The 21,827-nt window shown below is 32.9% G+C and carries 17 protein-coding genes and 1 tRNA gene; 9 read left to right on the top strand and 9 right to left on the bottom strand.

The annotated features are described in order from the left end of the window. The first annotated feature begins 34 nt into the window (after positions 1 to 34). The 4 genes from gcvH (at position 35) to AWN65_RS12445 (ending at position 3,676) form a co-directional block, all read left to right on the top strand. A complete protein-coding gene (gcvH, locus tag AWN65_RS12460; RefSeq protein ID WP_060383461.1) occupies positions 35 to 415 on the top strand; it encodes a glycine cleavage system protein GcvH in 381 nt (126 codons plus the stop codon). Between the two features lie 16 nt (positions 416 to 431). Next, on the top strand, positions 432 to 767 hold the full coding sequence (locus AWN65_RS12455) for a VanZ family protein (RefSeq protein ID WP_158447616.1): 336 nt from the start codon (positions 432 to 434) through the stop codon (positions 765 to 767). 62 nt (positions 768 to 829) lie between these two features. Next, complete coding sequence (deoC, locus tag AWN65_RS12450) at positions 830 to 1,573, top strand: deoxyribose-phosphate aldolase (RefSeq protein WP_060383459.1); 744 nt, start codon at positions 830 to 832, stop codon at positions 1,571 to 1,573. Between the two features lie 12 nt (positions 1,574 to 1,585). Further along, positions 1,586 to 3,676 carry a hypothetical protein gene (locus AWN65_RS12445; protein ID WP_060383458.1) on the top strand — a complete coding sequence of 697 codons (2,091 nt, stop codon included), beginning with the start codon at positions 1,586 to 1,588 and terminating at the stop codon, positions 3,674 to 3,676. A 162-nt stretch (positions 3,677 to 3,838) separates the two neighbouring features. On the opposite strand, the gene AWN65_RS12440 is transcribed toward AWN65_RS12445, so the two are convergent. From AWN65_RS12440 to AWN65_RS12420, 6 genes are all read right to left on the bottom strand, one after another. Then, positions 3,839 to 5,797, bottom strand: a complete 1,959-nt coding sequence (locus AWN65_RS12440; protein ID WP_060383457.1) for an OmpA family protein — start codon at positions 5,795 to 5,797, stop codon at positions 3,839 to 3,841. A gap of 10 nt (positions 5,798 to 5,807) precedes the next feature. Continuing rightward, entirely contained in the window at positions 5,808 to 6,722 is a 915-nt protein-coding gene (locus AWN65_RS12435; RefSeq protein WP_060382883.1) for a PorP/SprF family type IX secretion system membrane protein, read from the bottom strand. Positions 6,723 to 6,776: 54 nt separating this feature from the next. Beyond that, on the bottom strand, positions 6,777 to 14,390 hold the full coding sequence (locus AWN65_RS12430; RefSeq protein WP_060383456.1) for a T9SS type B sorting domain-containing protein: 7,614 nt from the start codon (positions 14,388 to 14,390) through the stop codon (positions 6,777 to 6,779). 816 nt (positions 14,391 to 15,206) lie between these two features. After that, the gene (locus AWN65_RS12425) at positions 15,207 to 15,461 is read right to left on the bottom strand and encodes a hypothetical protein (protein WP_060383455.1); all 255 of its coding nucleotides are present in this window, start codon (positions 15,459 to 15,461) and stop codon (positions 15,207 to 15,209) included. Positions 15,462 to 15,687: 226 nt separating this feature from the next. Beyond that, on the bottom strand, positions 15,688 to 15,801 hold the full coding sequence (locus tag AWN65_RS15450) for a hypothetical protein (RefSeq protein WP_123862004.1): 114 nt from the start codon (positions 15,799 to 15,801) through the stop codon (positions 15,688 to 15,690). Continuing rightward, entirely contained in the window at positions 15,782 to 16,030 is a 249-nt protein-coding gene (locus AWN65_RS12420) for a hypothetical protein (protein ID WP_060383454.1), read from the bottom strand. The genes AWN65_RS15450 and AWN65_RS12420 overlap by 20 nt, the downstream gene beginning before the upstream one ends. Positions 16,031 to 16,367: 337 nt before the next feature. Here AWN65_RS12420 and AWN65_RS12415 point away from each other — a divergent pair, with 337 nt between their 5' ends. Then, positions 16,368 to 16,673 carry a hypothetical protein gene (locus tag AWN65_RS12415; protein ID WP_060383453.1) on the top strand — a complete coding sequence of 102 codons (306 nt, stop codon included), beginning with the start codon at positions 16,368 to 16,370 and terminating at the stop codon, positions 16,671 to 16,673. Between the two features lie 356 nt (positions 16,674 to 17,029). On the opposite strand, the gene AWN65_RS12410 is transcribed toward AWN65_RS12415, so the two are convergent. Beyond that, positions 17,030 to 17,109, bottom strand: a tRNA-Leu gene (locus tag AWN65_RS12410). A gap of 206 nt (positions 17,110 to 17,315) precedes the next feature. Between AWN65_RS12410 and AWN65_RS12405 the strand changes: the two genes are divergently transcribed. The 3 genes from AWN65_RS12405 (at position 17,316) to pth (ending at position 19,549) form a co-directional block, all read left to right on the top strand. Next, the gene (locus tag AWN65_RS12405; RefSeq protein WP_060383452.1) at positions 17,316 to 18,257 is read left to right on the top strand and encodes a ribose-phosphate pyrophosphokinase; all 942 of its coding nucleotides are present in this window, start codon (positions 17,316 to 17,318) and stop codon (positions 18,255 to 18,257) included. A 30-nt stretch (positions 18,258 to 18,287) separates the two neighbouring features. Then, positions 18,288 to 18,896 (top strand): 50S ribosomal protein L25/general stress protein Ctc, encoded by a 609-nt coding sequence (locus tag AWN65_RS12400; protein ID WP_060383451.1) that lies wholly within the window; start codon positions 18,288 to 18,290, stop codon positions 18,894 to 18,896. 86 nt (positions 18,897 to 18,982) lie between these two features. Then, a complete protein-coding gene (gene pth / locus AWN65_RS12395) occupies positions 18,983 to 19,549 on the top strand; it encodes an aminoacyl-tRNA hydrolase (RefSeq protein WP_060383450.1) in 567 nt (188 codons plus the stop codon). Positions 19,550 to 19,681: 132 nt separating this feature from the next. On the opposite strand, the gene AWN65_RS12390 is transcribed toward pth, so the two are convergent. After that, entirely contained in the window at positions 19,682 to 20,179 is a 498-nt protein-coding gene (locus AWN65_RS12390) for a DUF456 domain-containing protein (protein WP_060383898.1), read from the bottom strand. A gap of 53 nt (positions 20,180 to 20,232) precedes the next feature. Here AWN65_RS12390 and AWN65_RS12385 point away from each other — a divergent pair, with 53 nt between their 5' ends. Next, on the top strand, positions 20,233 to 20,709 hold the full coding sequence (locus AWN65_RS12385) for a hypothetical protein (RefSeq protein WP_060383897.1): 477 nt from the start codon (positions 20,233 to 20,235) through the stop codon (positions 20,707 to 20,709). A gap of 2 nt (positions 20,710 to 20,711) precedes the next feature. On the opposite strand, the gene AWN65_RS12380 is transcribed toward AWN65_RS12385, so the two are convergent. Continuing rightward, positions 20,712 to 21,821 (bottom strand): glycosyltransferase, encoded by a 1,110-nt coding sequence (locus tag AWN65_RS12380; protein ID WP_060383449.1) that lies wholly within the window; start codon positions 21,819 to 21,821, stop codon positions 20,712 to 20,714. Positions 21,822 to 21,827: the final 6 nt, after the last annotated feature.

Here is a 21,827-nt window from a genome sequence, read left to right as displayed (position 1 = left end):
AATTATACTTTTGTATCATAAATAATAAAAAACAATGAACATACCAACTAATTTAAAGTACACTAAAGATCACGAATGGGTGAGTGTTGATGGTGATATTGCCACAGTAGGAATCACAGATTTTGCTCAAAAAGAGCTTGGTGATATTGTATATGTAGAGGTTGACACTTTAGATCAAACACTAACTAAAGACGAAGTTTTTGGAACAGTAGAAGCAGTAAAAACAGTTTCAGATTTATTTTTACCATTATCTGGTGAAATTATCGAATTCAATGAAGAATTAGAGTCTAATCCTGAATTAGTAAACTCGGATCCTTATGGAGCTGCTTGGATGATTAAAGTAAAAATTTCAGATACATCTGAAATAGAAGGATTATTATCAAGTGAAGATTATAAAAATCTTATTGGAGCCTAAAAAAAAATCTATTTGGTTGGCTTTATGTTGGACTTTCTTAATTCTTTTTTTAAGCTTTAAGGCACCAACACTAAATCCTAAATATACTTTTCCAAATGAAGACAAAGTAGTGCATTTTGTATTCTACTTTGTCTTTGTTTTTTTATGGATTAGATATATAATAGTAAGCGAAGACTTGAATTTAAAAAAGGTAATTGTTTTAACAATTATTGCCATATTAATTAGCATTTTGGTTGAAATAGGTCAAGCTTTTTTAACAATTAATCGTTCGGCTGAAATTCAAGATATCATTGCAAATAGTTTGGGTGCCATAAGCTCGGCTATTCTTTCTTATCGTTTTTTTAAAAAATAAAATGATTAAAAGCAGTTCGTGCTTAATTAAGATTTTTTATTTTTATCAAAAAAATAAAAAATATGAACGTTAGAGAATATCTAGATTCTACCTATTTAAAAAAGGCAGAACAAGCAGGACTTACTAATGAAGAAAACACAAAAAAAGTAATTGAAACTATTGAAGAAGCTATAAAAGAACGCTTTAAATTAGCAATGATTCGTCCTGAATATGTAAGTATAGCTAGAAAAATGATTGATCAACAAAATTCAGAAGTTCTTGTTGGTACCGTTATTGATTTTCCTTTTGGAACAGATTCAGTAGAATCAAAAATTAAAGAAGCCATACAAGCAATTCAAAACGGAGTAGACGAGTTAGATTATGTAATAAATTATGAAGCCTTTAAAAAAGGAGAAATAGAATTAATAAAAGAAGAAATTATCCAGTGTACCCAATTAGGACTTTCAAATAATAAAGTTGTGAAATTTATTATTGAAGTAGCTGCTTTAACAGATGATCATATTATTCAAATTTCTAGTCTAATTCGTAATACCATTGTTGCAAATTTTAATGAATCAGAATATTCTAAAGTTTTTGTAAAATCTTCAACTGGCTTTTATCCAACAACTGATGGAAAACCAAATGGAGCAACAATTCACACCATAAAACTGATGTTAGAAAATTCATCTCCACTTCCTGTAAAAGCCGCTGGAGGAGTTCGTAATATAGAAGAGGCAAATAACATGATTAAATTAGGTGTTAAAAGAATAGGTACTTCCGCCGCTAAAACAATAGTTGAAGGATTATCTACCACAGGTGTTTATTAATCATATTTACGAATGAGAATTTTATTTACTCTTTTGTTAGTAATAACTTCTAGTTTAGCTCAAGAAACTAAACACGAAAAGTTTCCCGTTTTTCCTCAATGTATTCAAAAATCTGAATCAGAATTAGAAAAATGTTTTCATTTTCAATTAGAAGATTTTATATACAATAATTTTAAAATGCCTTTACAATTAACATCTAATAATTCTTCAGGAAAAGTAATTACACTCTTTGAAGTAGATGAAGAAGGACATTTTAAAATAATTTATGTTGATGCTTTATATCCCGAATTAATTGCAGAAACCAAAAGAGTTTTTAATTCTTTGCCTGTTATAACTCCAGCCACCTATAATGGAATCCCAACTTATGCTAGATACACATTTACAATGGTTTACCCTTTTTTAAAAGGGAAACCATTTGAAAAAGCAGAAAACAAAAATATTATTTCTGATGTAGCTAAAGAAAATTTAACAGAACTTGATAATGTAGAAAAAGAATATCAAAAGTTTAATAATCCACAGTTTAAAAGTAATTTAAATATCCCATTTTCACATAGTTATTACGCTAATTTTGATAACTATATGAATCAAGTGGGAACGAATAGTCATACAGCATCCAAGCCGCTAACCTATAAAGAAGTTGATCGTTATTATGATTTTGAAAAAAAGAATCAAAGTATCCTAATCAATAAAAAAAACTGGTGGGGACGTAAAATTTTTAATGAAAATTTAGTAGCTATTCAAGGAAAAGGCTATTGGTTTACCTTAAATCCTATATGGGATTTGCGCATAGGCAAAACATCACCAGAGAAAGCTGGTTACACCTATAATAACACAAGAGCTATACAAATACAAGGAGCTTTAGGAGAAAATTTAACTTTTACTTCTTCTATTTTCGAAAGTCAAGGCTTCTTTGCAGACTATTATAATCGCTTAGCTATTTCCCAAAAACCATCAGGCGGTAATCCAGCCATAATTCCAGGTATAGGAATAGCTAAAGATTTTAGAGGAAATCAGTTTGACTTTCCATCTGCTGATGCTATTATATCCTACACCTCTTCCGATCATTTGAATATTCAATTAGGATACAGTCGTAATTTTATTGGAGATGGATATCGCTCCTTGTTAGAAGGCGATGCCGCTAGTCCGTATCCATTTGTTAAAATAAATACTAGTTTTTGGAAAATTAAGTATACCAATACTTATATGTGGTTAAAAGATGTGCGTCCAGAAGTAACAGCAGAAAAAACTTATGCCACTAAATATATGGCTAACCATTATTTAAGTTGGAATGCTTCTAAACGTTTGAATATTGGATTTTTTGAATCAGTTGTTTGGTCTAATACAAATAATAGAGGTTTTGATTTAAATTTTGTCAATCCAATTATTTTTTATCGTTCAGTAGAATTTACCTCTTCCTCTAAAAGTGGTAATGCAGCAATAGGCTTAACAGCCAAATATAAATGGACTAACCGTTTTAATACTTATGGACAATTATTCATTGATGAATTTGCCGTGAGCGATATTTTTGGAGGAAAAAACAGTTGGCGTAATAAAATAGCCTATCAATTGGGAGGAAAATATTATAATGCTTTTGGCGTTAAAAATTTATATTTACAAGCAGAACTAAATATTGTACGCCCTTATGTGTATTCTCATAGTGAAGTAATTACGAATTATGGACATAATAATCAAAGTATGGGACATAATTGGGGATCAAATCTAAACGAAATAGTAGCCATTGCTCGTTATACAAAAGGGCGATTATTTGCTGAAGCTAAATTTAATTTCGGTTTACGAGGTTTTGATCTTGATTTAGTAACAGATAAAAAAAATTATGGCTCCAATATATATAAGGATTATGATTTAGATCGCTCGGCAGATAATGGAGTAGTTATAGGACAAGGTAATAAAACTAAAATAATAATTGCGGATCTAAATGCTGGGTATTTATTAAATCCAAATACCAATTTAAAGTTGTTTGCTAATTTAGTGTACCGCTCGTTTAAACCAACACTAAATACGAATCAAGCTTTTAATGAAAACACAACTTGGTTTTCTTTAGGTCTACGCTCCGATATATTTAATTGGTATTTTGATTATTAATCTTATAATAAATTTTTAAAATAATAGAACGTCAAAGAAAAAAAGTGGTGTCCTAAAAATATAATTTATCACTTCAGGTAGGAGATAATCTAGGTGATTCTTCTAATTTTTTGTTTTAGACTCCTCTTGATTGAAAATATTTTTTTAAGACACCTTTTTTTATTACATTTTTACAATGATAAATTCACTTCTTCTATTTTCTTGATGTTGTTCTTCTGTACAAGAAGATTGATTAGTTGGTTCACAACCGCAATTATTCATTAATTGTGATTCTCCATAACCACGACCTGTTAAACGATCTTTTGCAATACCTTTTTTGATGAGCCAAGCCACTGTTTCTTTTGCTCTACGATCTGAAAGTTTTGCATTATAAGCTGCGGTTTGACGACAGTCAGTATGTGATCGAACGTCTACTTTCATGGTGGGGTATTGTTTCATCACTTCTAAAATTTTAGCTAATTCTACTGCTGCATCAGGACGAATAAATGATTTATCTAGATCAAAATAAATAATTTTAATTTCAAATATTTTGGCTAAATCGGATCCTTCTTTTATTTCTTTTACTTTTTTGGCAGTATCTATAGGTAAATTTGTTTTTCCTGTTTTATTTGGAATTTCTACTGGTTTTTCTTTGGTTTCATAATCTTCTTTTTCTGCTCGTACATAATATTTTTTACCCGCAGGAATTTTCTTAAAATCATAAAATCCTTTGTTGTCTGCTAGAACTTTTTCTATTTCTTTAAATTTTTCATCATATAATGTTACGGTTGCTTCTGGAATTGCTTCTCCTGTTTCGGAGTTTGTAACAATGCCTGTTAGTTGGTGTTGGATTTCTAAATTTAATGGGGATTTTTCTATAAAACTATAGATGTCATCTAAACCTTTGCCTTCTGAACGGTTTGAGGAAAAGAAGCCTTTTCCTTTTTCGTCTATGATAAAAGCAAAATCGTCCATGGGACCATTTATTGGGGATCCAACATTGGTTACTAAATTAGTAACCATTCCTTTATCATCTAATTGTGTTGCGTAAATATCTAATCCTCCTAGTCCTTGTTGTCCATCGGTTGCATAATATAATACTCCTTTATCGCTTATAAAAGGAAAGGTTTCTCTGGCTTCTGTATTGATTGTATTTCCTAGGTTAATAGGGGTTCCATAACTGTTTTCTCCTAAAATAGCTACCTTGAATAAGTCGGATTGCCCGTATGTTCCGGGCATATTAGAGGCAAAATATAAGGTTTTTTCGTCAGGGGATAAGGCGGGATGTGCTACACTGTATTGATCACTATTAAATGGTAGTTCTGTTATATTAATCCATTCTCCTTTTGTATTTAAATTAGCTCGATAGATCTTTAAATTGATGACTTTTTTATCGTCTTTTCCTACTTTTCCTTCATTGAAATTATTACGGGTAAAGTAAACTGTTTTTAGATCTTTGGTGAAAACGGGAGAGTCTTCGTGATATTTGGAATTGATTTCTTTTGCAAAACGAGCTGTATTAATAAGATCGTCTCCTGTTTCATTTTTATCAGCAGCATACAGGTTGGTAAATGATTTTCCTGTCCATTTTGCTTTTGTTTTGAAAACTCCAATGGTATCTCTAGTGGATGCAAAAAGTACTTTGTTTCCATAGAATGCTGTACCATAATCGGAAGAACTGCCATTAATGCTTACTGGTTTTATTTCAAAACGTCCAGAATTTTTTGCGATAATATTTTTATAATCTTTTTGATTATTATAAATACTGGCTCTTGTATCTTTGGATGTTAATTGATAAAATTTATCCATATATTCATCGGCTTTTTTGTAATTTTCTACCGATTTGAGGGTTTGTGCATAACGATAGTAATATTCAGGTTCTACTGTTTCACCTAAAGCAAATAATTCAGTATACCATTTATGGGCTTCTGTAAATTTAGCATTGTAGTAATAGGAATCTCCTAAGCGTTGAAATAACTCTTTTGATTTATATCCTTTTTGAGCTACTTTTAAATAGGTGCCAATTGCATCGACGTATGCTAAACCATTATAGTGATTACTTGCTTTTATGATTTTTTTCTCTTGTGCATATATTCCATTCAAAGACAATCCTAATACAGTAAATAAAATTATTCTTTTCATAATAATAGTTTTAGAAGAAACGTGGGGCTACCACTTTTTCTACACGTTTAAACAATTCATAACGTAAAAATATTTCGTGTGAACCAGAGTTAAAATTTCCTAATCTGGTAACATCTCGATCGTAGGCATATCCTACTAACCAAGAATCGTTAATTTGAAATCCTGCCATAGCGCTCCATGCTGCACTCCAACGATAGGCGGCTCCCAATGAAAATTTTTCATTAAACCAAAAATTCCCTGATAAATCGACTTGTAATGGGGCTCCATTTACATATTTAATCATCGTTGTGGGTTTAAATTGTACTTCACTACTTAGGCGAAATACGTGTCCTGCTATTAAATGAGGGTGCATACGTTCACTGGCTACGTATTGAACATCGTTATCATAGTATTTTTGTTCTAATATAAAAGGGATGGATAGTCCTACATAGGTCTTATCTGAATACCAAAATGCTCCTGCTCCTATATTTGGGAAAAAACGATTGTCTACATTTTGTCTTATCAAACCATCTGATACATTATGAATCTTTGTCTTATTAAAATCAACACTAAAAAAATTAGCTGTTCCTTTTATTCCAAAAGACAATTTAGAGTTTTCTGTAGTGTTAATATTATAACTTAGGTCTACTGATATTGCATTTTCATCTGAAGGACCTATTTTATCGTTTATAACGCTTACTCCTAATCCCATCCTATTGTTAAGACCTAAGGGGGTACTCATTGCAACTGTATTTGTCTTTGGGGCTCCTTCTAATCCTACCCATTGGGAGCGGTGCATTACTAAAGCACTAAAACAACCGCGGGTACCTGTGTAACCGGGATTTACATTGGCAGTGTTATACATATATTGTGTATACTGTGCTTCTTGTTGAGCAAAACTAATTCCACTCATTAAAAGTAGTAAATATATAATTTTGTTTTTCATATCATATTCTTTTTTAAATATCCTCCGCCCTAAAGACGGAGGTATATTAATTCTTTATCTATTGATATATAAATAACCTGCTTTTTCTTGGGGCATACCTTTAGTATCTTCGTACTTAAACATATAATAGTATGTTCCTTCTGGCAATTCTTCTAATTGTTTGATCGTAACTCGTCCTGATGATATGCCTCGGAATGATCGATCATTATTATTATATCCTTTTGCCTCATATACTAATACTCCCCATCGGTTGTAAACTTCTACTGAGTTATTAGGAAATTTATCTATTCCGTCTATAAAGAATACATCGTTATTCCCATCTCCATTAGGAGTCATGTGGTTGTAAATAACAAATTCCTCTTTGTTTGATGGTTCTACTCTTACAGTTACTGTAGCGGTATCACAAATACCTGGTTTAATTAGTAAACATGCTTTGTAATCAAAAGTATAGGTTCCAGCTGGTGTACCTGCTGGTACAATTACTCTTCCTGTAGCAGCATCTAAATATGGCACTGGAGATTTTGATGGCACGGTAATTACTGGCTGTGCTAAAGTAATTTGACTTAGCACTACATTATTAATTGTTGCAGAACCTTGACTTAAGTTGTTTATGCTGTCATTAATTAAAACATTTCCTGCTACTAAACCTGATCCTCCATTAGTTGTTACAAATTCATCATTATTTGCGTCAACTTTAGCTGAAACATCTATAACAACTGTTTGTGTAACACAATTTGGAATTAAAGCACCATTTTCACAAACAGTATAAGTAAAGGTATATGTATTATTGTCAACCGTATTATCTACTGTAATTGTTCCATTAGAATTAAGTGTTATTCCTTGTGGTAATCCTGTTATTGTGACTGTTACTTGACCTACTCCTGTTCCTATGGTAGATGATAATGGTTTTCCATTAAATGTGTCATTATTATAAATTGAAATTGTTCCTGTAGTTCCTGACACTATTAATTCTTTATCTGGTCCTCCCAATACTATCGGGTTTTTAACTTCTACTATAGCATTTGCGATGTCACAGTTTGCTGGGTTAGCTCCGTTCTCACATATTTGATACTCTACTTGGTATATACCACTTGGTGTGGTAGCGCCTATTGTAATGGTACCATCGGCATTTAATGTTAAGCCTGCTGGAACGTTTACTCCTGTTAGGCTTACTTGACCTGCTGCTGTACCTATGGTAACGTTTGATCCGTTTAACTTATCGTTTAACGTTACATTGGGTGTATTACTTCCTGAGGTAACGGTTACTTTGGCATCGTCTATAGCGTCAATAATATTTTTAACTTCTACTATAGCAATTGCGATGTCACAGTTTATTGGATTAGCTCCGTTTTCACAGATTTCATACTCTACTTGGTATGTGCCACTTGGTGTGGTAGCGCCTATTGTAATGGTACCATCGGTATTTAATGTTAAGCCTGCTGGAACGTTTACTCCTGTTAGGCTTACTTGACCTAATATTGGACCTATGTCAACGTTTGATCCGTTTAACTTATCGTTTAGCGTTATATTGGGTGTATTACCTCCTGAGGTAACGGTTACTTTGGCATCGTCTATAGCGTCAATAATATTTTTAACTTCTACTATAGCAATTGCGATGTCACAGTTTACTGGAGTTGCTCCGTTTTCACAGATTTGATAATCTACTTGGTATGTGCCACTTGGTGTGGTAGCGCCTATTGTAATGGTACCATCGGCATTTAATGTTAAGCCTGCTGGAACGTTTACTCCTGTTAGGCTTACTTGACCTGCTGCTGTACCTATGGTAACGTTTGATCCGTTTAACTTATCGTTTAGCGTTATATTGGGTGTATTACCTCCTGAGGTAACGGTTACTTTGGCATCGTCTATAGCGTCAATAGTATTTTTAACTTCTACTACAGCAATTGCTTTATCACAGTTTACTGGAGTTGCTCCGTTTTCACAGATTTCATACTCTACTTGGTATGTGCCACTTGGTGTGGTAGCGCCTATTGTAATGGTACCATCGGCATTTAATGTTAAGCCTGCTGGAACGTTTACTCCTGTTAGGCTTACTTGACCTGCTGCTGTACCTATGGTAACGTTTGATCCGTTTAACTTATCGTTTAGCGTTATATTGGGTGTATTACTTCCTGAGGTAACGGTTACTTTGGCATCGTCTATAGCGTCAATAGTATTTTTAACTTCTACTATAGCAATTGCTTTATCACAGTTTATTGGATTAGCTCCGTTTTCACAGATTTCATACTCTACTTGGTATGTGCCACTTGGTGTGGTAGCGCCTATTGTAATGGTACCATCGGCATTTAATGTTAAGCCTGCTGGAACGTTTACTCCTGTTAGGCTTACTTGACCTGCTGCTGTACCTATGGTAACGTTTGATCCGTTTAACTTATCGTTTAACGTTACATTGGGTGTATTACTTCCTGAGGTAACGGTTACTTTTGCATCGTCTATAGCGTCAATAGTATTTTTAACTTCTACTATAGCAATTGCTTTATCGCAGTTTGCTGGGTTAGCTCCGTTTTCACAGATTTGATACTCTACTTGGTATGTGCCACTTGGTGTGGTAGCGCCTATTGTAATGGTACCATCGGCATTTAATGTTAAGCCTGCTGGAACGTTTACTCCTGTTAGGCTTACTTGACCTGCTGCTGTACCTATGGTAACGTTTGATCCGTTTAACTTATCGTTTAGCGTTATATTGGGTGTATTACTTCCTGAGGTAACGGTTACTTTGGCATCGTCTATAGCGTCAATAGTATTTTTAACTTCTACTATAGCAATTGCTTTATCGCAGTTTGCTGGGTTAGCTCCGTTTTCACAGATTTGATACTCTACTTGGTATGTGCCACTTGGTGTGGTAGCGCCTATTTTAATGGTACCATCGGCATTTAATGTTAAGCCTGCTGGAACGTTTACTCCTGTTAGGCTTACTTGACCTGCTGCTGTACCTATGTCAACGTTTGATCCGTTTAACTTATCGTTTAACGTTACATTGGGTGTATTACTTCCTGAGGTAACGGTTACTTTGGCATCGTCTATAGCGTCAATAGTATTTTTAACTTCTACTATAGCAATTGCTTTATCGCAGTTTACTGGGTTAGCTCCGTTTTCACAGATTTGATACTCTACTTGGTATGTGCCACTTGGTGTGGTAGCGCCTATTTTAATGGTACCATCGGCATTTAATGTTAAGCCTGCTGGAACGTTTACTCCTGTTAGGCTTACTTGACCTGCTGCTGTACCTATGTCAACGTTTGATCCGTTTAACTTATCGTTTAACGTTACATTGGGTGTATTACTTCCTGAGGTAACGGTTACTTTGGCATCGTCTATAGCGTCAATAGTATTTTTAACTTCTACTATAGCAATTGCTTTATCGCAGTTTACTGGGTTAGCTCCGTTTTCACAGATTTGATACTCTACTTGGTATGTGCCACTTGGTGTGGTAGCGCCTATTGTAATGGTACCATCGGCATTTAATGTTAAGCCTGCTGGAACGTTTACTCCTGTTAGGCTTACTTGACCTGCTGCTGTACCTATGGTAACGTTTGATCCGTTTAACTTATCGTTTAACGTTACATTGGGTGTATTACTTCCTGAGGTAACGGTTACTTTGGCATCGTCTATAGCGTCAATAGTATTTTTAACTTCTACTATAGCAATTGCTTTATCACAGTTTACTGGAGTTGCTCCGTTTTCACAGATTTGATACTCTACTTGGTATGTGCCACTTGGTGTGGTAGCGCCTATTGTAATGGTACCATCGGCATTTAATGTTAAGCCTGCTGGAACGTTTACTCCTGTTAGGCTTACTTGACCTGCTGCTGTACCTATGGTAACGTTTGATCCGTTTAACTTATCGTTTAACGTTACATTGGGTGTATTACTTCCTGAGGTAACGGTTACTTTGGCATCGTCTATAGCGTCAATAGTATTTTTAACTTCTACAGTTATATTGGCTGTTTTACAGTTTACTGGAGTTGCTCCTGTTTCACAAATTGTATAAGGAATTGTGTATGTACCACTTGCTGTACCTGGCTGGATCGTTACATTACCATCTGCATCAATACGGATAGGACCTGTTGTAACAGGGGTTACATCTGTGTTGGCTGTGGTTACTACAACGCCATTTAATGTATCGGCTCCGTTTCCATTATTGGCTAAAACGCTTCCTGCTACTGTAGTTGCTGTGGCAGAAGTGGCTACGGTTCCTAAATTATCATCCTTAGCTATTAATTCGTTTTTAACTTCTACAGTTATATTGGCTGTTTTACAGTTTACTGGGGTTGCTCCTGTTTCACAAATTGTATAAGGAATTGTGTATGTACCACTTGCTGTACCTGGCTGGATCGTTACATTACCATCTGCATCAATACGGATAGGACCTGTTGTAACAGGGGTTACATCTGTGTTGGCTGTGGTTACTGCAACGCCATTTAACGTATCGGCTCCGTTTCCATTATTGGCTAAAACGCTTCCTGCTACTGTAGTTGCTGTGGCAGAAGTGGCTACGGTTCCTAAATTATCATCCTTAGCTATTAATTCGTTTTTAACTTCTACAGTTATATTGGCTGTTTTACAGTTTACTGGGGTTGCTCCTGTTTCACAAATTGTATAAGGAATTGTGTATGTACCACTTGCTGTACCTGGCTGGATCGTTACATTACCATCTGCATCAATACGGATAGGACCTGTTGTAACAGGGGTTACATCTGTGTTGGCTGTGGTTACTGCAACGCCATTTAACGTATCGGCTCCGTTTCCATTATTGGCTAAAACGCTTCCTGCTACTGTAGTTGCTGTGGCAGAAGTGGCTACGGTTCCTAAATTATCATCCTTAGCTATTAATTCGTTTTTAACTTCTACAGTTATATTGGCTGTTTTACAGTTTACTGGGGTTGCTCCTGTTTCACAAATTGTATAAGGAATTGTGTATGTACCACTTGCTGTACCTGGCTGGATCGTTACATTACCATCTGCATCAATACGGATAGGACCTGTTGTAACAGGGGTTACATCTGTGTTGGCTGTGGTTACTGCAACGCCATTTAATGTATCGGCTCCGTTTCCATTATTGGCTAAAACGCTTCCTGCTACTGTAGTTGCTGTGGCAGAAGTGGCTACGGTTCCTAAATTATCATCCTTAGCTATTAATTCGTTTTTAACTTCTACAGTTATATTGGCTGTTTTACAGTTTACTGGAGTTGCTCCTGTTTCACAAATTGTATAAGGAATTGTGTATGTACCACTTGCTGTACCTGGCTGGATCGTTACATTACCATCTGCATCAATACGGATAGGACCTGTTGTAACAGGGGTTACATCTGTGTTGGCTGTGGTTACTGCAACGCCATTTAACGTATCGGCTCCGTTTCCATTATTGGCTAAAACGCTTCCTGCTACTGTAGTTGCTGTGGCAGAAGTGGCTACGGTTCCTAAATTATCATCCTTAGCTATTAATTCGTTTTTAACTTCTACAGTTATATTGGCTGTTTTACAGTTTACTGGGGTTGCTCCTGTTTCACAAATTGTATAAGGAATTGTGTATGTACCACTTGCTGTACCTGGCTGGATCGTTACATTACCATCTGCATCAATACGGATAGGACCTGTTGTAACAGGGGTTACATCTGTGTTGGCTGTGGTTACTGCAACGCCATTTAATGTATCGGCTCCGTTTCCATTATTGGCTAAAACGCTTCCTGCTACTGTAGTTGCTGTGGCTGAGGTAGCAATCGTACCTAAATTATCATTCTTAGCTATTAAGTCGTTTTTAACTTCTACTATGGCAGTTGCAGTATCGCAGTTTGCTGGAGTTATATTTAAGCCCGTAACTAAATCTGCTTCACATAATTGATATGTAACATTATAAACTCCTGATGGAGTGTTTGCCGCTACTGTTATGTTTCCATTTGCATCTACACTTAATGAACCATTTGTAACAGGAGTTACATTGGTATTAACTGGGGTTACTGCTACTCCATTTATCTTATCATTAGCTGTTACGTTTACTGGAACAACAACCGGTGTATTTAGACTTACAACTGTAACCAATGGATCATTTACTGCATCTATTACATTTTTAGGAATAGGTATACTCGTTGAGGTGTTATCACCTAATGAAGGGTCTACTTCAGTTCCTGTCACAGTAGCTGTATTTGCATAACTCCCCGTAGCTTTAACCGTTGCTACAATATTTAATGTTTCTATAGCTCCATTTGCTAATGTACCAATAGTCCAAACTCCCGTACCTGAATTATACGTTCCTACAGAAGGTAAACTACCAACAAAAGTATATCCCGATGGAAGTAAATCATTTACGGTAACTCCCGTTGCAGTACTTGGTCCTGCATTAGTCACTGTTAGTGTAAAAGTTACATTACTACCTACATTTGGTGTAGCATTACTTACTGTTTTTGTTATCCCTAAATTTGAATTAGGGGTAAAATATCCAAAATCATGTGTTAAATTTGATTCTGATATGGATAATTCTTCTGATTGTGTACTACCCCCTGTAGTTGAAATAGCACTTCCTCCGATAATATTTCCTGTATCAGCTATCCTTATATTATAATCACCTGGTAATAAATTGTTTACAGTATAAAAACCTCCTACTCCAGTAGTAACAGTTGTTAGTAAAAGATCTGTTCCATCAACAACTCCATTCTTATTTATATCATCATAAATATCAATTGTTACTCCAGCTATTCCTAAGTCTACACCATCAAAAATACCATTATTATTATTATCTCTGTAAACCCTACCTCCTATAACAGCATCTGCAGCAACACATCCACCTGCATCAAATGGAGATTCTATATCAGAAATCCCATCAGATGTAGTATTTACTTCTGTTCCTGAGATAGTATGAGTAGCTGGATCATATTGTCTAACTCTATCTCCAACTAGCCATAAATTATTCAGATGATCCTGCGCTATTTGAGATATATAAGTATTACTTCCTGATACTGTAGTAGAAGCTGCTGTATTGGTACCAAAGTTGTAAGTTGCTGGTATTGTATACTCAAAAATTTGACCACCAGAAGTTCTAACTATTAGATTTCCTATAACAGCAAAATCTCCCATAGAATCCGCTTCGTCAATCTGGATTACAGGTATAGCATTAACTAATGTCAAACCATCAGCTGACATCGTACATCTATAAATTACTGTATCAGGATTAGTCGTCCCTGTAAGGGATTGTTCTATCGCCAAATATAAAAACCCTCCATCAAAAGCGGCTCCTCCAGAACCTACACCTGCTGTTCCTAATGTTATCCCTTGGGCTGTGACATTTGGAGATACTACAACATGCGTATTAGTAGCTATATTGTAAGCATACAAAGCAGCATTAGATACATTATTATTAGTATCGGTATAATACATTACTCTATTTGCCGCATCAGTAGCAAAAGAATTCAGACCTGCCAATCCTACTCCACTTACAAAAGGACTAGTAGTTATAAAAGTAGACTTACCTGTTCTAATATTAACAGAATAAATCTTATTGCTTACATTCATCAAAAAGCCTCCTTGCTGAAAACCAGTTCCACATTGCGAATATGACTTTTGAACAGGTAAAAAGAATAATGTGGTAAGACAAATTAGAAAAATTAAGCTTCTAAATTTATGTCTAAATGTTTTTGGTATTTTTTCGACCATATATTAAATTTTAAATTTTAGAATAAGGTTTTAAAAATATGTTTTTCACATATTATATTACTTAAAATATTATCTCTTTAATGTTCTAAAATAAACTTATTATTATTAAGACTAAAAAGATATAACCAAAAGCTATATTGATTTCAATAAGACTTTTACCTTCTTGATAAGGTTAAATACAACCTACAATACCCGTAATAAACTAAAAAATTAATGTAATCGAAACGTTCTATCTTTTAAAGATCGTAAGACTATAATCTCAAAATTATGACCCATTTTTTAGTAAAACAATTCACTTAGAAAAATAAATTGTGAAGTAATTATTTAAATTTTATTTTTTACGTCATATTATATTTTTTTGTTATTATACACTAATTTATTCTTTTTTAACCCACACAATGTATATTGCTATATTTCGTATCTGAAAATATTTAAATTATTACACACTATCTTGTTGATATTTTATCAGAACACTAAAAACCTAATTTAATAGGCACATAGAAGTGGCAAAGCGGTAAGATTAATTTATTTTTCAACATCTAAAATAGACTCATAAAGCAACATCTTATATACATTGTTTTATAGGATATGGTTTTTATTTTTTAGTATTTTTATTGCGTAAAATTAATAGTTTTTTCTGGTTATTTAGTGAAAATTTAATGACAATTGTGTTTTTGTAAAATCCGAAATTTAAAAACACCGTAAACTTATATAAAAATCACAGTCTGTTATCCACTTAATAGATTCTTCCAATTTTGTCTTTAAGTCGGCTAGAGTATCATAAATTTTCATTGAAATTTTATCTTTCATTCATTGTCAGATTCTTTCAGTAGGCTTGGGTTCTGGAGAATATGAAGGAATTGGTAACAGAAATATGTTCTCAGGAATTATTACATCTTTTGTGGAACGAAATGCTGCATTATCAATTATCATAATCTTTAATTCTGTTGCTTTATGATTACTAATACCATTTAAACTTAAAATATACTGGATTAAAAAGTAAAATTCTCGATCTGTTTTTTTATTTTTAAAACAACTAGAACAAAGGGTTAAGTATATAATTGAAATCATCGCTAGTTAGAGCGCGAAGCGCATTGAGAACCAACATTAATTTTATTGCTTTTATAGGATAGTAACTAAATCAACATCCAGTTTGTAACTCCTACGTAAGAAGGAGTCTCATAATAAATATTATGTGATTTCTCGCTTTGGTCGAAAAGATTGTGAACTTTTTGGACAATCTTAAGGTTAAAAAATAGTATTATGGGTAAATTTCAAAGTTTAAATGGTATTAGGTTCAACGAAGACTCTTTTCTTCTGGGCTATCTTTCATTAAATAGCTTATTTGTTGTTTACTATAATCTTTAGCATAAAGTTCTTCATAAATATCGCTAATCTGTTCTGTGGTCAACCCTACCTCTTAAGATACTTAATAGAGCTGGATAAAATGTACTACTTCTTGTTCTAGGTACTTTTAAAACAAGTTTTTTATCATTACCCTTTGCTTTTCTAAATGGATAGCCATTGACTAAATCATCTGGTTTTTCTTCTTTATGAAGACTTCTTTCTGACTTCATAAAGACTTCTAAAGTCATTTGTAATAAAATATTGGAACCGTTATGACTATTTGCTATTTCCAATAATAATTCTGAAATTTGGTTGTGTGTAAAGTTTATTTGTGTATTTTTTCTGTAATACTAAGATCACATTTTTTTCTTTACATACTTTTTTAGTACAATATCGTTGAATCTATTGATTATGAGGGAATTCATAATCAAGATTCTTTAAATATTGTAACAAATGAAAATGATGGTTCTCTTGATGCTATGAAAGTTTCATCTTGTAATCTGCCCAATGGAAATATAATAACAAAATACAATAAGAAATGATATTACAATAAGTCCCTGGAAAAATATAACATAAATATAATAATTTCACAAAAACTTTGCATCCTTTTTTACAAAACATATAGAATATATGGATTTTATAAGGAAAGATTGCTCGAATTATAGTGATGGTAAATTGTATGAAAAGCTATATAGCGAGAAAATTAGTTTAAGCAAACTTACAAATGCTCAGAGACCAGGAATTCATACGGAGGTGTTAGTTTTGAACGAATTAATAAAAGATAAACAAAACATTGCCAGTGTTGCAGATATTAGAGCACTTGATATTAAAATTGTTATAAGATGGAAGATTAATAAAAAAAGTAATGAGAGTGAGCAAATGGTTACTTGTCTGCATTGTTTTTATATAACGGAAGGGGGGGCTAATAGTAAATAAAATGATAAAATATTTTGAGCTGCAAAACTGGGAAAAATTAAAAGTGAATGGTTCTATAAAACATAATAGTAAATCATTTACAGGAATAAAAGAAAATATAAATTTAGACGATAATTCATGTCACAGGAAGTTATATGTTAGTTGTATGGTTTACTAAACAAAATATGTATTAATGTGTTTTGTTTAGAGGCGTAAGAAATATAGAATTCTTTCTTTTTAGACTTGCAAATTTATATGCCTAATTTATCAAATCCACAGGTTTTGGACTTCATCCTTTTACAATACAAAAATCGTACAAGTTAAGAAACAGAAAATCCTTAACTTTCTATTTCATAGATTGCTAAGGATTTTAAAAGTACCCGGAGTGGGAATCGAACCCACACTCCGAAGAACACGAGTTTGAGTCGTGCGCGTCTACCAATTCCGCCATCCGGGCATTGCTGAATTGTGAGTGCAAATGTAAACAAAAAAATGAATAATCATAAAAAAATATCAAAAAATATGTTTTCAAGTTGATTTTAATTTTTAAATTTGCAGCGCATTGAATGCAATACAACACATAACTAACTACAATCAACTAAATTAATTTTTAGATTTTATAAAACTCAGAAATTGGTTTGATTGATATAAAAAAACAACCTAATGCCACATTTAGAGCCAGAAGCAAAAATATTTGCTTGTTCGAAAAGTGTATACCTAGCCGAAAAAATTGCCGATAAATACGGTGTGAAGCTAGGAAAAGTAACGTTCTCACATTATAGTGATGGTGAATTTCAACCTTCTTTTGAGGAATCAATAAGAGGATTACGAGTGTTCATTGTGTGTTCAACATTTCCGAGTTCTGACAATTTAATGGAACTCCTACTTATGATTGACGCTGCGAAAAGAGCTTCAGCAAGACACATAACAGCCGTAATTCCTTACTTTGGTTGGGCTCGACAAGATAGAAAAGACAAACCAAGAGTTCCTATAGGCGCAAAATTAGTAGCAAAATTACTTGAAAGCGCAGGAGCTACTCGAATCATGACAATGGATTTACATGCTGATCAAATTCAAGGTTTCTTTGAAAAACCAGTAGATCATTTATTTGCTTCTACCATTTTTCTACCTTATGTCCAATCATTAGGATTGAAAAACTTAACAATAGCATCTCCTGACATGGGGGGGTCAAAAAGGGCTTATGCTTATTCTAAATTCCTAAGTTCGGATGTGGTAATATGCTATAAACAAAGGAAAGCAGCAAATGTCATTGAATCAATGGAATTAATTGGAGAAGTAAAAGGACGAAATGTTATTCTTGTTGATGATATGATAGACACAGGGGGCACATTAGCTAAAGCCGCTGATCTTATGCTAGAAAAAGGTGCTTTAAGTGTACGTGCAATTTGTACTCATGCTATTTTATCTGGAGATGCAACTGAGAGAATAGAAAATTCAAGTCTAACGGAGTTGATTGTTACCGATTCAATACCACTAAAAAGAACATCAGCTAAAATAAAAGTTGTAAGCTGTACCGAATTATTTGCAGATGTAATGCGTATGGTACATTCTAACAATTCTATAAGTAGCAAATTTATTATGTAAATTATATTATTAATTTTTATATATTTTTAAATGAAATCAATTACAATTAAAGGATCTGAAAGAGAAAGCGTGGGTAAAGTATCTACTAAAGCCTTACGTAATGCTGGAATGATTCCTTGCGTATTATACGGAGGAGATCAACCAGTACACTTCGCTGCTGAAGAAAAAGCGTTCAAAAACTTGGTTTACACTCCTAATGCACACACTGTTGTGATTGAATTAGAGAATGGTAAAACTTTCAACGCTGTATTACAAGACATACAGGTTCACCCAGTAACAGACAAAATTTTACATATTGACTTCTACCAATTATTTGAAAACAAAGAAGTTACTATGGAAATCCCTGTAAAAGTTGTTGGTAATTCTAAAGGAGTTATGGCTGGTGGTGTATTACGTCTTAACCAACGTAAACTAAAAGTTAAAGCTTTACCAGCTAACTTACCAGATTTTATCGAAACAGATATTTCTGAATTAGAAATGGGTAATAAATTATATATTACTAAATTACACACAGCTACTTACAAATTCTTACATCCAGATAACACTGTAGTATGTCAAGTAAGAATTTCACGTGCTGCAATGAAAGCTGCTCAAGAAGCTGCAAAAGCAGAAAAAGGAGCAAAAGGAAAGAAAAAATAATTTCCTCAAAATATTTTCAAAAGTGCTCACCATTGTGGGCACTTTTTTATTCTCAATACTCTTTTGTATATATTTAGTATTATCAAATGAAAAAGTTTTTAATAGTAGGTTTAGGCAATATAGGTGCTGAATATATTAATACACGCCACAATATAGGTTTTAAAGTAGTTGATTTCTTAGCTAAAAAGCATAATGTAGAATTTACTATCGCTAAACTAGGAACAGTAGCTGAAATAAAACTAAAAGGAAGAATTTTATTTCTGCTAAAACCTAACACATATATGAATTTAAGTGGCAAGGCCGTTCAATACTGGATGGATAAGGAGAAAATTGAAAAAGAAAATATTCTTGTCATTACCGATGACTTAAACTTACCTTTTGGAACTTTACGCATAAAACCTAAAGGAAGTGACGGAGGTCATAATGGATTAAAAAACATACAATTATTACTTAATTCAACTGAGTATCCTAGATTTCGATTTGGTATAAGTGATGATTTTAAAAAAGGCAAACAAGTAGATTATGTATTAGGCGAATGGGATGAAATAGAAAAAGAAAAATTAACTGAACGTTTAGAACAATCTTCCGCAGCAATTGAGTCTTTTGCTTTAGCTGGTTTAGGCAACACAATGACTGCTTTTAATGGAAAATAATTGAATATATATTATATTTTCTCAGTCTATTAGATAATGAGTTTTTTGAAATAACAAACTATCTTTACAATAAATTAACGAATCATTTAAACTAAAATTCAACATAAAAACAAAGAATTATTATTAGACTTTTTATACCCATTGATTTCTATAAGTCCAAAAAACATACATATACCAACCTAAATAAGCTATACAAACGGTTAATTTGATCAGAGTAGAGGCAATAAAACCAATAAAAGCTCCTAATGCCGCTTTAAATGCTCTTGAAAAATTTTGAGAATCAAAATATAACTCACCTAAACAAGCTCCAATAAAAGGACCAATTACAAAGCCAAAAGGAGGAATAAAAAGACCTACAATTAATCCAATATTAGCTCCCCACACACCATATTTAGATCCTCCTAAACGTTTTGTTCCTAATGAAGGAATCAGATAATCAAGAATTATGATAAAAAGAGTAATTAGAAAAGTACTCCCTAAAACCCAATAATTAGTAGGCACAGTCTTTGTAAAATACAAAAAAAGCAACCCAATCCAACTCAAACCAGGACCTGGTAAAGCAGGCAAAACACTACCTATAACTCCTATTAAAACACAAAGAAAACCAATAATTAGCAATACTGAATCCATCAAATATTTTGTTATTTTTGCCTGTAAATGTAAAACTAAAAAAAATTGACACAATGAACCATATAAAAAATAATCTATTATTACTGATTACCTCATTATCTATAATAAGTTGTCAATATTTTGAAAAAAAAGAACTCAACAAAGAAGATCTTTTAAAGAAAGAATTGAGCAAAATAAATTGGAACACAGTAGATGAATACCCTTCTACAACAGAATGTGAATCCATAACCGATAAAGAATTGAAAAAAGAATGTTTTTTTCAAGTATTAACCAAGAATATTTATGAAAAAATAGCAACTGATACAGTTAAAAGATTACTACCTAGATTAGATTCTTTAAAGATAAAAGTTGTAATCCATCCCAATTCAACAGTAGATTTTTCAACAATACTCCCTTCTAGTGCAATAGATCCTGAATATACCGATAGTATTTTGCGTTCCAAATTAGTTCATTTTCCTGTAATTGAACCAGCTATTAAAAGAGGGATGAAAGTAAAAACTGAATTTTTTATTCCAATTAAATTAAAATAATTTTATTTCATAAACTTTCTTCCTTTCCAATGGTATTGCCCAAATAATGAATAAATAGCAACAAAAGAACTAAAAAAAGCATAAAGAAAAACAGAAAGGGTTAGATATTTTAATGGTTTCTCAAAATATTGCGCGGATATTCTAAATAAAATATAATCAATTAAAAATTTAATTGAGAATACCATAATCATGAGTTTTACGCTGAAATCTAGAAAAAAATAACCAAAAAGAAGTAATATCAAAGACAAATTCATCAAAAAAACAAAAAGCCCTAGTTGTTTACTATAAATAGATTCGTAATTTCCTGTCTTACTTGCCCATCTCACACGTTGGTTAAACACTTTCCTCAATGTAGGTTCAGGCTTTGTATAAACTGTTGCTAATTTATTTTTAAGAAAATAGATATTTTTAGAATCTCTCTTAACACCCTTTTGAAGTAGAAAAACATCGTCTCCACTTGCTATCTCCTCATTTCCATCAAACCCTTTTAGTTCATTAAAAAAAGATTTTTGATAACAAAAATTAGCACCATTACACATAAAAGCTTGATCATTACCAAAGCTACCTATAGTAACACCCTGTAAACTTAATAAATCTAAATATTGGAAATTTTGCAAAAAACTTTCAACAGGATTAAACAACACTCCAGAAACTACCATTTTAGGGCTGTTTTTTTGAATAAAGGCATCATAAGTAGTTAACCAATTTTTATTTACTGTACAATCTGCATCCGTTGTTATGATCCAATTATTTTTTGCTATTGTAATAGCCGCATTAATAGCATCTTTTTTAGGAGAATTAGATTTTCTAATTGTTTCAATCAAAGAAATTGAGTATCTACTCTTTATTAGCTCAAATTTAACATCTGATTGATCATCTACTAGAATAACTTCAAACAAATGACTCGGGTAATTCAATTTTTCAAAAGAAGCTAATAAATTAGGTAAATTTTTATTTTCATTACGAAACGGAACTATTATAGAAAATTTAGTTTTAGGAGGTATTTTTTTATATGAAAAAGTTTTAACTTTAGTAAAACCAATACATATCCAAAGAATATTGATATTATATCCGAGTAAAACTAAATAAACTATCAATATTAGAGTTTCCATTATTAT

It is taken from the genome of Flavobacterium covae (assembly GCF_001534645.1).
In the GTDB taxonomy this organism is placed as follows: domain Bacteria; phylum Bacteroidota; class Bacteroidia; order Flavobacteriales; family Flavobacteriaceae; genus Flavobacterium; species Flavobacterium covae.
Note: the sequence above shows the minus strand (reverse complement) of the source record. Positions and strands in the feature narration are given on the sequence as shown.

Coding starts and splice junctions, on each gene's coding strand:
- gcvH (WP_060383461.1), top strand. CDS start 35: ATGAACATACCAACTAATTTAAAGTACACTAAAGATCACGAATGGGTG.
- deoC (WP_060383459.1), top strand. CDS start 830: ATGAACGTTAGAGAATATCTAGATTCTACCTATTTAAAAAAGGCAGAA.
- AWN65_RS12445 (WP_060383458.1), top strand. CDS start 1,586: ATGAGAATTTTATTTACTCTTTTGTTAGTAATAACTTCTAGTTTAGCT.
- AWN65_RS12440 (WP_060383457.1), bottom strand. CDS start 5,797: ATGAAAAGAATAATTTTATTTACTGTATTAGGATTGTCTTTGAATGGA.
- AWN65_RS12435 (WP_060382883.1), bottom strand. CDS start 6,722: ATGAAAAACAAAATTATATATTTACTACTTTTAATGAGTGGAATTAGT.
- AWN65_RS12430 (WP_060383456.1), bottom strand. CDS start 14,390: ATGGTCGAAAAAATACCAAAAACATTTAGACATAAATTTAGAAGCTTA.
- AWN65_RS12425 (WP_060383455.1), bottom strand. CDS start 15,461: ATGATTTCAATTATATACTTAACCCTTTGTTCTAGTTGTTTTAAAAAT.
- AWN65_RS12415 (WP_060383453.1), top strand. CDS start 16,368: ATGGATTTTATAAGGAAAGATTGCTCGAATTATAGTGATGGTAAATTG.
- AWN65_RS12405 (WP_060383452.1), top strand. CDS start 17,316: ATGCCACATTTAGAGCCAGAAGCAAAAATATTTGCTTGTTCGAAAAGT.
- AWN65_RS12400 (WP_060383451.1), top strand. CDS start 18,288: ATGAAATCAATTACAATTAAAGGATCTGAAAGAGAAAGCGTGGGTAAA.
- pth (WP_060383450.1), top strand. CDS start 18,983: ATGAAAAAGTTTTTAATAGTAGGTTTAGGCAATATAGGTGCTGAATAT.
- AWN65_RS12390 (WP_060383898.1), bottom strand. CDS start 20,179: ATGGATTCAGTATTGCTAATTATTGGTTTTCTTTGTGTTTTAATAGGA.
- AWN65_RS12385 (WP_060383897.1), top strand. CDS start 20,233: ATGAACCATATAAAAAATAATCTATTATTACTGATTACCTCATTATCT.
- AWN65_RS12380 (WP_060383449.1), bottom strand. CDS start 21,821: ATGGAAACTCTAATATTGATAGTTTATTTAGTTTTACTCGGATATAAT.